The organism is Lentzea sp. NEAU-D7, assembly GCF_026242055.1.
Lineage (GTDB): Bacteria > Actinomycetota > Actinomycetes > Mycobacteriales > Pseudonocardiaceae > Lentzea.
On record NZ_JAPJDL010000033.1, the window covers coordinates 68,958 to 83,311 of the forward strand.

The window sequence follows — 14,354 nt, forward strand, 5'->3', positions numbered from 1 at the left end:
GGAGCGTTTCGGGCGCATGCCGAAGGCCCTGGTGCCGGGGAGGTGGGCACCAGGGCCTTCTCGGTTCCGGGTCAGCCGTACAGCGACGCCGGATAGGTGCGCACGGACGCGGTCTCGTACCGCAGCGCGACGTGGCTGGAGCAGCTCACCACGTCACGCCAGAACCGTTGCAGCGCACCGCCTTCCGCGAGTCCACTGGTGCCGGCGGCCCGCACCAGACCGCCGACCGCGTCGACCAGGACCTCGGCCGCGTAGGCGACGTTGCGCTCGTTGCGCGCCATCGCGGCCGGGGTGAACTCGCGGTCGTCGAGCACCTTGGCGTTCTGCTCCACGAGCAGCCTCGCCGACTCGACCTGGCCCGACGCGCGAACCAGGTCGACCGCGGACGTCACGGACTGCTTCTTCCCCGACAGCACCGCGACGCACGCGTCAAGTGCCCCCATCGCCGCACCGACGGCCGGAGCGGCGAACGTGAGGCCGCCGACCGCCTGGAACGGGACGTTGTGGCTCGGCACCGGTGACCAGCTGGTGCCGGTGATGAGATCCGCCCGGCCGAACGAGAGGTGGGACGGCACGAAGACGTCGTCCACCACGACGGAATGGCTGCTGGTGGCCTTCATCCCGACGCTGTCCCAGGTTTCGAGGACGGTGAAGTCCTTGCGCGGCAGAGCGAAGAAGCGGCCTTCCTCGCCGACCATGCCGCACAGCAGCGCCCAGTCGGCGAAGTCCACGCCGCTGACGTAGACCCACCGGCCGCTGAGCCGGTGCCCTCCGTCCACCGCCGTGCCCTTGCCCATGGGCGGCTGGCCGGTCACGACGAACGTGTCGGGGCCGGACGCCCAGATCTCGTCGTGGCCCTGTTCGGGCAGCAGTCCCGCGAACCTCGACGAGAACGCCGACAGCGACGCGCACCAAGCCGCGGCCGAGCAGCCCTGGCCCACGGTGAGGACGGCCTCGGTCAGCTCCGCGAACGTCCCTTCCGAACCACCTCGACCGGCTGCGACGAAGTGCCGCGCGAACCCGGCTTCGCGCAGTGCCTCCACGACCTCGGGAGCCAGCCTGCGGGTGGCGTCGGCCTCGGCCGCGTGCTCCGCGGCGATCAGCTTCACCTTCTCCGCGGCCGCGGCCAGCCCGGTGTTCTGAGCAGTCACCCCGTCACCTCCTGATGAACTTCACGCAGCCTGAACGGGCAGGTCGCGGTGGATCGTGCGGGACTTGGTGTAGAGCTTCCCGTCGATGCGCACGAGCACGTCCTCGATGGAGAAGGTCGGCTCGAAGCTGACCACTCCCTCGGCGGTCGTGCGGGTGACGAGCGACGCGTAGCTGACGTTCAGGGTGTTCTCGTCGACCTCTTCGATCAGGTAGTGGTCGTTCCAGTGCCGCACGGCGACGCCCTTGTAACGGGGCAGCGCCGCGCTGGCGCCGGCGATCAGGGCCGCCCGGCCCTCGACCTTCTCGCTCCGGTGGGCGTGGTCGGTGACCCCGTCCTCGGTGAACGTCTGGGCGTAGCCCTCCACGTCCAGCGCGTCGAGCAGCCGCATCTGCTGGGCGTAGAACGTCTGGACCTCGATGTGGACCGCAACATTGACTGGGGACACGACAACTCCTCGGTCTGCCGGTTTCGCTACCCGCGAATATGGGTGCGGCCGCTGGACATCCGGTCGAGCCGTCCTGGTTCGACCCCGGTTCCAGGTGGCGTCGAGACGAGCCGGGCACGGTCTGAGGCAACATCAACCCCCTATTCGCGAGGAGGGCCACATGGCCTCAACTCCCGATGTCGCCAAGTCGGTGACGGTCGAGGCGACGATCGAGCAGGCGTTCGCGATCTTCGCGACGAAGCCGATCGAGTGGTGGCCGGAGTCGCACGTGTTCGTCAAGGACCGGCAGGCCATCACGATCGAACCGTTCGTCGGCGGGCGCTACTTCGAGCGCGGTGCGGACGGCGAGGAGATCGCCTGGGGCACCATCACCGAGTGGGACCCGCCGAAGCGCCTCGTGATGACGTGGCGGGTCGGCCCGTACTGGCAGCCGATCTTCGACGACGAGAAGGCCTCGTTCATCAAGGTGGACTTCGAGGTCGTGGGCCCGACGACGACGAAGGTCACGCTGACCCACGCCGACCTGCACCGCCACGGCGACATCGCCGAGGGCATCCACAAGGCGCTGGACGGTCCCTCGCCCGGCGAGACGCTGGAGACGTACGCACGCGTCGTCGACAAGCACATCCCGAAGGCTGCCTGAGCAACCCCGGAAGTTCCTCAGGCACAACGAGAATCGGCCGCCCCAAGCCTCCGGGGCGGCCGATTCCTCTTCGCACTCCTAAGCGCCGAGTTCGAGCGCCTCGTCGTGCGTGCCGTCTACGACGTTCTTGACGTCCACGACGCGGCCGAGCTGCTTGATCAGCTGGACGACGGTGCGCCCCTGCTGCAGGCCGACGACGACGTCGAGGCGGGAGAGGTCACCCCGTTCGGCCGGCGCGAGGCTCAGCGACTCGACCTCGACTCCCCGGCTGGAGAACAGCACGACGATGCGCGCCAGCGCGCCGGGTTCGTTGCGCAGCAGCAGGGAAAGCGAATGTCTGGTCATCACTCCACCTCGTCGAACAGGGGCCGGATGCCCCGTGCGGCCATGATCTCGTCGTTGCCCGTGCCCGCGGCGACCATCGGCCAGACCTGGGCGTCCTGCCCCACCACGAAGTCGACGACGACGGGCCGGTCGTGGACCGCCATCGCCTCCAGGACCACTCCGTCCACTTCGGACTGGCTCTCGCACCGCAGCCCGACGCAGCCGAGCGCGTCGGCCAGCTTCACGAAGTCGGGGTGGCGCTGGTGCGTGCCGAGCCGGGTGTTGGAGTACCGGCCCTCGTAGAACAGGGTCTGCCACTGGCGCACCATGCCGAGGTTGCCGTTGTTGATGATCGCGACCTTGATCGGGATGCCCTCGGCGGCGCAGGTCGCGAGCTCCTGGTTGGTCATCTGGAAGCAGCCGTCGCCGTCGATGGCCCACACCGTGCGGTCCGGTGCGCCCGCCTGCGCGCCCATCGCCGCCGGCACCGCGAAGCCCATCGTGCCCGCGCCGCCGGAGTTGATGAACGAGCCGGGGCGTTCGTACTTCACGTACTGCGCCGCCCACATCTGGTGCTGCCCGACGCCGGCGGTGTAGATGGCCTCGGGACCGGCGAGCTTGCTGATGCGTTCGATCACGTACTGCGGCGCGAGCATGCCGTCCGCCGGCCAGTCGTAGCCGAGCGGGTAGGTCGTGAGCAGGCCGCCGAGGTAGTTCCACCAGTCCGTGAGATCGGTCTTCCGCGTGATCACCGCTGAGAGCGCGGCCATCACGTCGCGGCAGTCGCCGACGATGCCGACGTCCGCCTTGCGGTTCTTGGAGATCTCGGCGGGGTCGATGTCGGCGTGGATCACCGCGGCGTGCGGGGCGAACTCCGGCAGCAGACCGGTGACCCGGTCGTCGAACCGGGTCCCGAGCGCGATCAGCAGGTCGGCCCGCTGCAGTGCGGCGACGGCGGGAACCGTGCCGTGCATGCCGGGCATCCCCAGGTGCAGCGGGTGGGAGTCGGGGAAGGCGCCGCGGGCCATGAGCGTGGTGACGACCGGGATCCCGGTCTTCTCCGCGAGCTTGCGCAGCTCCTGCGCGGCGCCGCTGCGGATCACGCCGCCGCCGACGTAGAACACCGGCCGCTTCGACGAGCCGATGAGCTGGGCGGCGTTGCGGATCTGCACCGGCGAGAGCACGGGGCGCGACGGCGTCGTGATCTTCGGCGGTGTGTAGGTCGTGGCGGTGGCCAGCACGTCCTTGGGCAGGTCCACCAACACCGGGCCCGGCCGCCCCGATGACGCGAGCGTGAACGCCTCGGCGATCACCCGCGGAATGTCGGCCGGGTCGTGCACCTGGAAGCTGTGCTTGGTGATCGGCAGCGTGATGCTGCGGATGTCCGCCTCCTGGAAGGCGTCCGTCCCGATCATCGACCTGGCGACCTGGCCGGTGATCGCCACGATCGGCACCGAGTCCATGTAGGCGTCTGCGAGCGGCGTCACCAGGTTGGTCGCCCCCGGCCCCGATGTCGCCATGCAGACGCCCACTCGTCCGGTCGCCTGCGCGTATCCCTGGGCGGCGTGCCCGGCGCCCTGTTCGTGGCGCACCAGCACGTGCCGGATCTTCGAGTCGAACAGCGGGTCGTACGCGGGCAGGATCGCCCCTCCCGGCATCCCGAAGATCACTTCGCAGCCGACGTCCTCGAGCGCCTTGATCAACGCACCTGCACCGGTGGTATCCACGGTTGCTCCCGAACGGATCTCAGCCCGCGAGCTGGCGCTCCAGCTGGCGAGGCGACAACGGCTTGTCGAGCGACGGCTCGGAGCTCAGGATCGCCCGCTGCAACTGACGCAGCCTTTCGGACGGCTCAAGCCCCAGCTCCTCGATCAGCGTGTCGCGCAGCGACTGGTAGGCCTCCAGCGACTTCCACTGCCGTCCCGCCCGGTAGAGCGCGAGCATGTACTGCGCGCAGAGGTTCTCGTGCATCGGGTGCTGCGCGGTGAGCACCGACAGCTCGGACAGCAGCGACTGGTGCTTGCCCAGCTGCAGGTCGGCCTCGATGCGGGTCTCCAGCACGCCGAGGCGGCTTTCCTGCAACCGGGTGACCTCCATGCCGAGCCGGACGCCGATCTGCACGTCCACGAGCACCGGTCCGCGCCACACCTCGGCGGCGCTGCGCAGCAACCTGCTGGCGGACTCCAGGTCGCCGATCTCGAACGCGCGCTGACCGGCACTCGCAAGCCGCTCGTAGCTGCGGACGTCGACGCTCTCCGGCGGAACGTCCAGCATGTAGCCGCCGTACCGGGTCACCAGGACGTTCTTCGCGACACCGGGACCCTCACCCGGCATGGCCGCCTCGATGCGCCGGCGGACCTGCAGCACGTACGTCTGCAAAGTCGTGAGTGCGCTGCGTGGCGGTGTCATTCCCCAAAGCTCTTCGATCAACGTCGGAACCGTGACGACGTGTCCTGCCTGCAGTCCGAGCAGCGAGAGCACCTGCCTGGGCTTCACCGCGCTCGGCGCGATCGAGACGCCGTTCTCCCGTGCCTCCAGCGGTCCGAGAACCTTGATCTCCATTGGAGCCTCCCCTGCTCAGCGGCGGTCGACTTGGTCGTGCCACCAAGTTCACCTGAGCGGGGCTATCGGACGCCACGTATGCGGGCATGACTCTCGGATGGCGAACTACTGCGCCCGGCGTGAGATATTCATATACTCGGACGAACCCAAACCGTCCCGCCTCGTAATCGTTCGAACACAAGCCGTGACGGCAACTCAGAAATACTCGTCCATTGGCGTGACATTGAGCCGCGAGTCAATGCGACTTTGCATTCTGAACCGATTCAGTTGCCGTCCCGAACTGCCTTCGCATGTCTAGTATTCGGCCTGGGCGCGCGCCGTGCGAGGTCATTGACCGGCGTTGACTCTCAGACTTTGCTCTGGAGCAGTTGCTCTTGGGGGGCACGTGAATGCTTCGCCTGCGATACCGAGATACCGCGCGATCATCGTGGCGGTCTTCGCCGCGGTGTGCCTGACCGACCTGACCCGCGCGCTACTCCTCACCGGCGACGTCACCGAATTGGCGGTGTCGGTCATTGATTTAGCGGTACTTGTCCTGCTGCAAGTGTCGTATTTCCGGCATCTGAGCGCACTGCGCCGCCACCTCGCACTGGCAGCCCAGGCGGCACTGCTGGTACTGCCCTACGTCCTCTTCGGCCATTCCTGGACGGGCGTGGCGGGCCTGGTCGCCGGCAACGCACTGCTGGTCCTGCGCCCGGTTTTCGGCTGGTCGGTCTTCGTGCTGACCGTGGTGTCCACAGGCCTCGCCCAGGCCGTCCACGGCGAGGCGATGATGGCCACCGCGGCCACCGCCCTGCTGCTCGCGGGCCTGGCCACGGGCTTCGCGACCCACCGCGACTGGCCCGCCACCCCAGAACCGCGGCCGGCCACCGCCCCACCCGCCCCGGAGACCGCCGCCGCCCCGGACATCGCGATCACCACGACCGCGGCCGTGACCGCCGAACGCGTCCGCGTGGCCCGCGACCTGCACGACCTGCTCGGCTACAGCCTCAGCGCCATCAAGCTCAAGAGCGAACTGGCCCACCGGATCGTCGCCGACCGCCCGGACCACGGCTGGGAGTTCATGCAGGAGCACATCACCGACATCCTGGACATCACCCACCACGCCCTGGCCGACGTGCGCTCCCTCGCCCGCGCCTACCGCCCGCTGTCCCTGGCGGACACCTCGGACTCGGCGAAGGCGATGCTGGCGGCGTCGAACATCGACGTCCGCGTCGAACTGGCCCACGACCCGCTCCCGGAGCCGGTCGAGACCGTCCTGGCCGCCGTCCTGTGCGAGGCCGTCACGAACGTCCTGCGCCACAGCGACGCCAGCACCTGCACCATCGGCGTGCACCAGCGAGGCGCCACGATCCTGCTCGACGTCATCAACGACGGCGCCGCCGTCCGCCCGGTCTCAGCCGACTGCAACGGCGTCCGCAACCAGGCCGAACGCGTCAAGGCGGCCGGCGGCACGTTCACGGCCCGCCACGTCGGCGACGGCTCGTTCCACGTCCACGCCGCCATTCCGGCCACCGCCCCGAAGCCCTAGCTCCCAGGCCTCGCCGCCGCCGTTCACCCCGAAGACGATCTTCACGCAACGCCCTGACCTGGCCCGTAGCAATGACTCGTTTGACGACGACGACAAACGAGTCGTTGCAAGGGCCCACGTGGAGGTCAGATGGGGCGACGGGGAGCCGGTCAGAACCAGCCGGACTTGCGGGCGATGCGGACCGCGTCGACCCGGTTGCGGGCGTCGAGCTTGGCCGTCGCCGCCGTCAGGTAGTTGCGGACCGTGCCGACCGACAGGAACAGCGTCGTGGCGATTTCCATGGCGTCCGCGCCGTCCGAGGCGAGTCTCAGCACTTCCAGTTCGCGGGGCGTCAGCGGGCACTCGTCGGTGTCCCACGCGGAAAGCGCGAGCTGCGAGTCGATCACACGCCTACCAATTGAGACACCGCGAATGGCGTCAGCGAGTTCTCCAACCGGAGCATCCTTGAGGATGAACCCGTTGACTCGTGCGTTGAGTGCCCGGCGCAGAGTGCCCGGCCGGCCGAGACTGGTGAGAATGAGAGTGCGCGTCTCCGGTGCGGTGTCGTGGATCACGGTGGCGGCGGAAAGGCCGTCCATACCGGGCAGGTCGATGTCGAGCACCGCCACGTCCGGTTTGTTCTTCTCGACAGCGGAGATGATTTCGTCACCCGTCGCGACGGACGCGACGACCTCAATATCCGGTTCGAGATTCAACAAGGCGACCAAAGCACCGCGGACCATTTGCACGTCCTCGGCCAGTAGCACTCTGATCATCCGACCCCCTTGCTTGCCCCCAGGTCACCATTTTGAGTCTTACACTCGGTCACCATGCAGGACAAGCATTGAGTCCGGCTGCGCCGAGCGTTACTCCAAATGCGCTAGGAGCAATTAATAAGGGTGATCGGCGGATGACTTGGGGTCACCGCGCGCTCACAGATCGTTCAGGGACCGAATCGCGAACCGGGACAGCTCAAGCCGTACCCGAGCACAAAGCAGTACAAGCGATTCGACCCTGAAACGACCCCTCGAGCATGTGCGGTGACGGCGCTCAGCGCGTCTCGCCCCACCGCTCCAGCAGTTCCAGTCCACCGTCGACGGTGATCACCTGACCCTGGATCCACGCGGCCTCGTCGGTGCACAGCAACGAAACGGCGTTCGCGATGTCCTGGGGAAGGGTGACGCGACCGGACGGGCTCTTGATCGCGAGCCGGTCCACCATGTCCGGGTCGATGTTCATGGGGCCGTTGTCGACGACGGTGGTGACGACGGCGTTCACCGCGACCTTGTACCAAGCCATTTCCAGCGCCAGCGTCCGGATCACGCCGTGGACCGGTGTCACCGTGTAGCCGGCGATGACCACGCGCCCGCCGTCGACGAGCGCCTTGGCGAGCGGCTCCACGATGTTGAGCAACGGCGTGAGGTCCGGCGACACGGCGTGGTGGACGAACACGTCCAGCTGGCCGCGCTCTTCCTTGACCCGGTCGAGCAGGAGCCGGACCGAGTGCTCGTCGTGGATGTTGAGCTTGGTGACCGTCACCGAGCCGGGCTTGCCCGCGAGCACGGTCTTCGCGCGCTCCAGGTCGACGTTGTCCTCGTCGGAGGTCGTGAGGATGACGTGGGCGCCGTTGTCGCAGAGCTTGCTCGCGATGGCGAGACCGAGCCCGTGCGTCCCCGACGTGACTACTGCGATCTTGCCGTCGAGGCCCAGGCGCGTGTTGACAGGTTCGATCATGATGCCGACCACCTCTGTTGTCCGCGTGGTGATCGACGTTGCGCCGGGCCGCTAGGGTCGAACTCGACTACTTCTTGCGCAAACCCTCCAAAACACGCAGGATCGCCGCTTCGACCTCACGGCCGGTGCGCTTCGGGTCGGACGAGCTCGCGATCATGCTGGCGCCCGCGGACAGCGCGCCGAACAGCAGCCGGGCCATGATCTCGACCGGCGCCTCCTCGATCTCTCCCGCGTCCACCAGCAACTGCACGGCCGTGCGGAGCAGACCGAAGCTGAAGTGCTCTTCCGCCTCACGCCAGCGCTCCCAGCCCATCACCACCGGCGCCTCGTGGACGATGATCCGCTGGTACTCCGGCTCCAGGCACTTGCGGACGTAGGCGCGCAGGCCTCCCACCGCGGTCTCCCACGGGTCGCCGTCGGCCGTGATCAGCGCGGTCAGCGAGGAGATCGACTGGGTCTCCACCTGGGTGAAGGCCGCCTCGAACAACGCCTGCTTGCCGCTGAAGTGGTGGTAGAGGGCGCCTTTTGTCACGCGGGCGCGCTTGACGACCTCGTCGAGCGAGGTGCCGGCATAGCCGCGTTTGGTGAACAGGTGCACGGCGCTGTCCACGAGCGCCTGCCTGGTCGACTCCGAGTACTCGGCGCGTCGTGTTCGCACACACGAAACGTATCTCACATACCGCCGGTACGTACCGGTGGTATGGTCGTGTCATACCGACAGTATGCGAGAGACCGGGGGTACGAGACATGGGCTGGGCAGACCACTACCGCCGCCGTGACGCGCTCGACGCCGTCCTGAGCGACGCTCGCCGTGACCCGTCCGCACCGCTGATCGTGGATCCGGACGTCTTCGGCTCGTTGCACGAACTGCTGCTGGCGCTCGACCACCGCTGGCAGAACAAGCTGACCGCACGCATGGAGAGCGCCAGGCTCGACGGCCACGTCGACGAGGACCGCGTCGCCGCCGAACTCGCCGCGGAGGAACCGGTGTTGCGAGCGGTACTGGACGCACACCTTTCGCTCGGCAGTTACCGGACGGTAGGAATGACTCCATGAGTCGTTGGACCGAAGCTGACATCCCCGACCAGACCGGCCGCACGGTCCTGGTGACCGGCGCGAACTCCGGTCTGGGCCTGCGCACCGCCCAGGTGCTCGCGGCCAGGGGGGCCCACGTGATCATGGGCTGTCGCTCGGTCCAGCGCGGCGAGGCCGCGCGACGCACGGTCGAGGGCTCGGCCGAGGTCCTCGAACTCGACCTCGCCGACCTCTCCTCGGTGCGCACCGCCGCCGAGCAGGTCGCAGCACTGGACGTCCTCGTCAACAACGCCGGCATCATGGCCGTCCCGAACGGCCGGACCGTCGACGGCTTCGAGCGCCAGTTCGGCACGAACCACCTGGGCCACGCCGCTTTGACGTGGCTGCTGCTGCCCGCGCTGAGGCAACGGCCTGGCGCGCGCGTCGTCACCGTTTCGTCGCTGATGCACCGGGCGGGCCGCATCGACTTCGACGACCCCAACTGGGACCGGCGCCCGTACAGCCTCCAGGGCTCGTACGGGCAGTCGAAGCTCGCCAACCTCCTGTTCGCACGGGAGCTGGACCGCCGCTCACCGGACGTGACGTCCATCGCGGCGCACCCCGGCATGACCGCCACCGAGCTCACGAACAACATGGCCGACGCGCACAAGTCCGCGATCATGAAGATCGGCGGCCGGATCGGCAGCCTGGTCTCGCAGTCGGTGGAGATGGGCGCACTGCCCCAGCTCTACGCGGCGACGGCACCCGAGGCACGCGGCGGCGAGTACTACGGCCCCGGCGGGTTCAAGGGCCTGCGCGGCTACCCCGCCGTCGCGCCGATGACCGCCGCGGCTCGCGACGACCTCGCCGCCAACCGCCTCTGGGAGCTCACGATCAAGCTGACCGGAATCGCTCCAGACCTTCCGTAGGGGTGTCGGCGCCCTCGCCCCCGAAGGCGCCGACGGGCCCGGTCGTCACCTCCGGGCCGGGAACATCCTGCGCCCTGAGCGGTTGTTCATGTTCGACGGACCTGCGTCAACAACGGATCGTGAACAACGAGCGCTCCACCAGGAGCCCGGTTTCAGCACTTGGCCTGACCTGGGAGTGCGTGACCCCGGACACTTGAGCGCGCAGCGTAGGGTGGGAACGTGACTGTGGTACCTGAGGGTCGGAAGCTGCTGCGGCTCGAGGTCCGCAACAGCCAGACGCCGATCGAGAAGAAGCCCTCGTGGATCAAGACGCGGGCGAAGATGGGCCCCGAGTACCGAGAGCTCAAGGGCCTGGTCAAACGCGAAGGCCTGCACACGGTCTGCGAAGAGGCCGGCTGTCCCAACATCTACGAGTGCTGGGAAGACCGCGAGGCCACGTTCCTGATCGGCGGCGAGCAGTGCACCCGGCGCTGCGACTTCTGCCAGATCGACACGGGCAAGCCCGCCGACCTCGACCGCGACGAACCACGCCGCGTCGCCGAGTCGGTCCAGGCCATGGGCCTGCGCTACTCCACGGTCACCGGCGTCGCCCGTGACGACCTGGAGGACGGCGGTGCGTGGCTCTACGCCGAGACCGTTCGCCAGATCCACGAGATGAACCCCGGCACCGGTGTCGAGCTGCTGATCCCGGACTTCAACGCCGTCCCGGAGCAGCTGGCCGAGGTCTTCGAGTCCCGTCCCGAGGTGCTCGCGCACAACCTGGAGACCGTCCCGCGGATCTTCAAGCGCATCCGCCCGGCGTTCCGCTACGAGCGTTCCCTCGAGGTCATCACCAAGGCCCGCGAGTTCGGCCTGGTCACCAAGTCGAACCTGATCCTCGGCATGGGCGAGACCCCCGAGGAGGTCACGGAGGCGCTCGCCGACCTCTACGACGCGGGCTGCGACATCATCACCATCACCCAGTACCTGCGCCCGTCGCCGCGGCACCACCCGGTCGAGCGCTGGGTGAAGCCGGAGGAGTTCGTCCAGCACAAGGAGACGGCCGAGGAGATCGGCTTCCTCGGCGTGATGGCGGGCCCGCTCGTCCGCTCCTCCTACCGCGCCGGCCGCCTCTACGCGCAGGCGAAGCAGAAGCGCGGCGAGGACCTGCCGGAGAACCTCCAGCACCTGCTGACGGTGTCGGCGTCCCAGGAGATCACGAGCCTGCTCGCCCCGCGCTAGGCGGAGTGAACGGCGGACACACGCGCCCTACCAGCTGGTCACCCACCCCGGGTGACCAGCTGTTTTGCTTCCGGATGCAAAAAACGTTTGCGGACGTCCGCAAACGTTTTTTGCAACAGCGGGTGTGTCAGCGCACTCGGGCGTCGGCTTTGGAGGCCGACATCCGGAACTCCACGACGGCGCGGAGGTCGGGTGTGCCGAGCGCCTCGCGGAGCCGGGGAAGGCCCTCGTCGTCGATGCGGCGGCGGATCCCCCGCAGATCGGCGTCGCCGTGGGCGCGGACGACGAGGGCCAGGCGTGGAGCGGTGTGCGGACCGGTCAGCGCGGCCTCGACCTTGCGCACACCGGGGTAGGCGGTGATCTCCTCGGCGAACGGCTCGGTGGCCGTCGCCGTCGTGATGCGGGTGGCGCCGGCCTCGTCGGCCCAGCGCCAGGTCGCGACCTTGCGCCGCGGGATCTGGGCGGCGAGCCAGCGCAGGCACACGAGCGCGACGACGACCGCCGCGGCCGCGACCACCCACAGCACCCACGTCGGCGGCAACGCCGTGCCGGGCAGCACCGCGGCGTCTCGGTCCACCTGGGGCACGCGCCCCAGGTGGACCGCGATCGCGGCGCCTCCCGCGATCAGCAGGACGAGGCCCAGCAGGCCGAGCGCGAACCGGTTCATGACGTGCTCCTGAGGGCCTTGACCCGCACCACGACCTGCGGCGGCCGGGCGAGGGCGAACTCTCCGACGCGGTTTTCCAGCGCGGCGCGGACGGTGTCACCGAGACCGTCGGCCACGGAGCGCCGGGTGCGCACGACCGCGCGGACCCGGCGGCGGCGCACCTTCACCGCCGCCGACTCGACGCCGTCCACCTGGGCGGCGGACCGCAGAGCGTTGCGCAGGCCGCGCACCGACACGGCGGTGTGCTCGTCCAGTGGCGCGGTCCGCGCCTTTCCGGGCACCACCGCGACGAGGAGCAGCACGAGCCCGATGGCCGCGACGACCCCGCCCGCCACGGCCACCTCCCGCGCCGACCACGTCATGTCGTGCAACGAGCCGGCGAGCGAGTCGTAGGGCAGCAACGGTCGTTCGCCGAGCGCGAGCTGGATCGCGCACACCGCGACCAGCACCGACGCGGCCAGCAGGACGAACGCCGCGAGCGTGGCGGGCAGCGCCCGCCGGGAGCGGCGGGTCACAGGACCCTCCTCACCGGGGCCGTGTCCGCGCGCAGCACGCCGATGGACACGTCCACCACGGAGACCTGCAGCCCGGTGAGCGCGCTCACCCGTTCGACCAGATGAGCGCGCACACGAGCGGCGGTCGACGCGACCGGCGCCGGGTAGCGCAGGTCGACGCGGGCGTCGAGCGTCGTCACTCCCCCGGTCACCCGTGCGGTGACGGCGCAGTCGAGCACGTCCGGGACCTCCATGGCGGCACGTCCGGCGATGCGGCCCACCGCGCGGTCGGCGACGGTGGTCAATCCTGGCTGTGCGGTGAGCGTCGTCATGGTCAGTCCCGATCCCTGCCCAGCAACTGCGCGAGGTCGAGCTTGCCCTCGGCGACCCGGCCCGCGACCAGGCCGAGCGCGCCGAAGACGAGCACGAGCAGAAACGCGCTGAAGCCCCCGAACGCGGCGGCCAGGCCGAGCGCGAGCCCGGTCAGCAGGCCCAGTGCGGTGGTGCTCATGGCGTTTCCCCTCACTGCACGCGGGCGGTTTCGGGCTCTTCGCCCTCGGAGTCGCTCGGGATGTGCACGTCGTTCACGTTGATGTTGACCTCGACGACCTCGAGGCCGGTGATCTGCTCGATCGCGGTGATCACGTTGGTGCGCACCGACTTCGCGAGGTCCGCGATCGGCACGCCGTACTCGACCACGAGCTCCAGGTCGACGGCGGCCTGCTTCTCGCCGACCTCGACCGACACGCCCTGGCCCGCGCTCGCGGTGGCACCGGGGATGCGGTCGCGCAGCGCGCTCAGCGCACGCGTCGCGCCGCCGCCCAGCGCGTGCACGCCGCGGATCTCCCGCGCCGCGAGACCGGCGACCTTCTGGACCACGACGTCCGCGATGGTGGTGGATCCCTTGTCGGTCACCAGCTTCCCGGCCGCGACACCGTTCTTCTCCGCAGTCTGCGTGCTCATCGCAATTCCTTCCTTCGAAGCGTCCACACCAGAGAGACATCGGCCGAAGCCGAAACGTCACGACCCGTTCAGGTGATCGAGGGCACGTTTGTCCACATCGGTCACAACGATGCGCACGACAGCGGTTTCCCATTGCGTGCCAAGGAGAACGGATCGCAGTGCCGCGCCCGCCTCCGCCAGCGCCAGCGGAAGGCGGGTGGCGACGACCCGGACGCACACCAGGCCGTCCTCGACGTCGACGGCCAAGGTGTCGACGTCCCAGGAGATCCAGGAACGCGCGGGCTCGGGCACCGACGGGCGCAGTCCGTCGATCTTCTCCAGCGCCTTCAACAACTCCGTCACGATCACCATGCGACGTCCACCACCGTGACCACCACGGACTCCACCGCGACACCGGTCAGTTCGGGCACGAGCGCGCACACCGACCGTTGCACGGCGCGAGCCACGGCCGCGGCCTGGTCCTGGCCCGAGATCACCACGTCCACCTCCAGCAGCGCGACGGCACCGGACCACCGCACCCGCACGCCCTCGACCGGCGCCGGCTGCAACCCCTTGATCTGCTGCCGCGCCGCGCGCACCACCGAACTCACCAGGCCCGCCACGCCGGGCTGCACCCGCACGCCCGCGACCTTCTCGGCCGCGTGCACCGCGACCGCCGCCACCGCCGGAGCGGACACGACTGTTTCGATCACTCG

The 14,354-nt window shown here is 69.0% G+C and carries 20 protein-coding genes; 5 read left to right on the forward strand and 15 right to left on the reverse strand.

Annotated features, from left to right (window positions below; all coding sequences use genetic code 11):
• Positions 1–71 precede the first annotated feature (71 nt).
• Together ORI60_RS41525 and ORI60_RS41530 are read right to left on the reverse strand one after the other, a co-directional pair.
• On the reverse strand, positions 72–1,151 hold the full coding sequence (locus tag ORI60_RS41525) for an acyl-CoA dehydrogenase family protein (protein ID WP_266043490.1): 1,080 nt from the start codon (positions 1,149–1,151) through the stop codon (positions 72–74).
• Positions 1,152–1,172: 21 nt separating this feature from the next.
• Positions 1,173–1,598, reverse strand: coding sequence for a nuclear transport factor 2 family protein (locus ORI60_RS41530; RefSeq protein ID WP_036013177.1), 426 nt, complete (start codon positions 1,596–1,598; stop codon positions 1,173–1,175).
• Positions 1,599–1,758: 160 nt separating this feature from the next.
• Here ORI60_RS41530 and ORI60_RS41535 point away from each other — a divergent pair, with 160 nt between their 5' ends.
• Entirely contained in the window at positions 1,759–2,241 is a 483-nt protein-coding gene (locus ORI60_RS41535; protein WP_266043491.1) for an SRPBCC domain-containing protein, read from the forward strand.
• 78 nt (positions 2,242–2,319) lie between these two features.
• On the opposite strand, the gene ilvN is transcribed toward ORI60_RS41535, so the two are convergent.
• Genes ilvN through ORI60_RS41550 form a run of 3 tightly spaced genes read right to left on the reverse strand, consistent with a single transcriptional unit; the run spans position 2,320 to position 5,127 of the window.
• Positions 2,320–2,586, reverse strand: a complete 267-nt coding sequence (gene ilvN, locus ORI60_RS41540; RefSeq protein WP_266043492.1) for an acetolactate synthase small subunit — start codon at positions 2,584–2,586, stop codon at positions 2,320–2,322.
• Positions 2,586–4,292, reverse strand: coding sequence for an acetolactate synthase large subunit (locus ORI60_RS41545; RefSeq protein WP_266043493.1), 1,707 nt, complete (start codon positions 4,290–4,292; stop codon positions 2,586–2,588). Before ORI60_RS41545 ends, ilvN begins: the two co-directional genes overlap by 1 nt.
• A 19-nt stretch (positions 4,293–4,311) precedes the next feature.
• A complete protein-coding gene (locus ORI60_RS41550) occupies positions 4,312–5,127 on the reverse strand; it encodes an AfsR/SARP family transcriptional regulator (RefSeq protein ID WP_030474542.1) in 816 nt (271 codons plus the stop codon).
• Positions 5,128–5,554: 427 nt separating this feature from the next.
• Between ORI60_RS41550 and ORI60_RS41555 the strand changes: the two genes are divergently transcribed.
• On the forward strand, positions 5,555–6,658 hold the full coding sequence (locus ORI60_RS41555) for a sensor histidine kinase (RefSeq protein ID WP_266043494.1): 1,104 nt from the start codon (positions 5,555–5,557) through the stop codon (positions 6,656–6,658).
• Between the two features lie 149 nt (positions 6,659–6,807).
• On the opposite strand, the gene ORI60_RS41560 is transcribed toward ORI60_RS41555, so the two are convergent.
• From ORI60_RS41560 to ORI60_RS41570, 3 genes are all read right to left on the reverse strand, one after another.
• Positions 6,808–7,413, reverse strand: coding sequence for a response regulator transcription factor (locus tag ORI60_RS41560; RefSeq protein ID WP_030474540.1), 606 nt, complete (start codon positions 7,411–7,413; stop codon positions 6,808–6,810).
• Positions 7,414–7,687: 274 nt separating this feature from the next.
• Complete coding sequence (locus ORI60_RS41565) at positions 7,688–8,371, reverse strand: SDR family NAD(P)-dependent oxidoreductase (RefSeq protein WP_266043495.1); 684 nt, start codon at positions 8,369–8,371, stop codon at positions 7,688–7,690.
• Between the two features lie 67 nt (positions 8,372–8,438).
• Entirely contained in the window at positions 8,439–9,029 is a 591-nt protein-coding gene (locus tag ORI60_RS41570) for a TetR/AcrR family transcriptional regulator (protein WP_266043496.1), read from the reverse strand.
• Positions 9,030–9,118: 89 nt separating this feature from the next.
• Here ORI60_RS41570 and ORI60_RS41575 point away from each other — a divergent pair, with 89 nt between their 5' ends.
• From ORI60_RS41575 to lipA, 3 genes are all read left to right on the forward strand, one after another.
• On the forward strand, positions 9,119–9,427 hold the full coding sequence (locus ORI60_RS41575) for a hypothetical protein (RefSeq protein ID WP_266043497.1): 309 nt from the start codon (positions 9,119–9,121) through the stop codon (positions 9,425–9,427).
• Positions 9,424–10,314 carry an oxidoreductase gene (locus ORI60_RS41580; RefSeq protein ID WP_266043498.1) on the forward strand — a complete coding sequence of 297 codons (891 nt, stop codon included), beginning with the start codon at positions 9,424–9,426 and terminating at the stop codon, positions 10,312–10,314. The genes ORI60_RS41575 and ORI60_RS41580 overlap by 4 nt, the downstream gene beginning before the upstream one ends.
• 219 nt (positions 10,315–10,533) lie before the next feature.
• Entirely contained in the window at positions 10,534–11,535 is a 1,002-nt protein-coding gene (lipA, locus tag ORI60_RS41585; RefSeq protein WP_266043499.1) for a lipoyl synthase, read from the forward strand.
• 127 nt (positions 11,536–11,662) lie between these two features.
• Here the strand turns inward: lipA and ORI60_RS41590 are convergent, their stop codons facing one another.
• Genes ORI60_RS41590 through ORI60_RS41620 form a run of 7 tightly spaced genes read right to left on the reverse strand, consistent with a single transcriptional unit; the run spans position 11,663 to position 14,351 of the window.
• Positions 11,663–12,202, reverse strand: a complete 540-nt coding sequence (locus tag ORI60_RS41590) for an alkaline shock response membrane anchor protein AmaP (protein ID WP_266043500.1) — start codon at positions 12,200–12,202, stop codon at positions 11,663–11,665.
• Positions 12,199–12,717 (reverse strand): DUF6286 domain-containing protein, encoded by a 519-nt coding sequence (locus ORI60_RS41595; protein WP_266043501.1) that lies wholly within the window; start codon positions 12,715–12,717, stop codon positions 12,199–12,201. Before ORI60_RS41595 ends, ORI60_RS41590 begins: the two co-directional genes overlap by 4 nt.
• The gene (locus tag ORI60_RS41600; protein ID WP_266043502.1) at positions 12,714–13,028 is read right to left on the reverse strand and encodes an Asp23/Gls24 family envelope stress response protein; all 315 of its coding nucleotides are present in this window, start codon (positions 13,026–13,028) and stop codon (positions 12,714–12,716) included. The genes ORI60_RS41595 and ORI60_RS41600 overlap by 4 nt, the downstream gene beginning before the upstream one ends.
• A 2-nt stretch (positions 13,029–13,030) precedes the next feature.
• Positions 13,031–13,207: a hypothetical protein gene (locus ORI60_RS41605; protein ID WP_093600157.1), complete on the reverse strand. Its 177-nt coding sequence runs from the start codon at positions 13,205–13,207 to the stop codon at positions 13,031–13,033.
• Between the two features lie 11 nt (positions 13,208–13,218).
• Positions 13,219–13,659, reverse strand: a complete 441-nt coding sequence (locus ORI60_RS41610; protein ID WP_266043503.1) for an Asp23/Gls24 family envelope stress response protein — start codon at positions 13,657–13,659, stop codon at positions 13,219–13,221.
• Between the two features lie 57 nt (positions 13,660–13,716).
• Complete coding sequence (locus ORI60_RS41615; RefSeq protein WP_266043504.1) at positions 13,717–14,001, reverse strand: hypothetical protein; 285 nt, start codon at positions 13,999–14,001, stop codon at positions 13,717–13,719.
• A gap of 2 nt (positions 14,002–14,003) precedes the next feature.
• On the reverse strand, positions 14,004–14,351 hold the full coding sequence (locus ORI60_RS41620; RefSeq protein WP_266043505.1) for an Asp23/Gls24 family envelope stress response protein: 348 nt from the start codon (positions 14,349–14,351) through the stop codon (positions 14,004–14,006).
• Between the last annotated feature and the right edge of the window lie 3 nt (positions 14,352–14,354).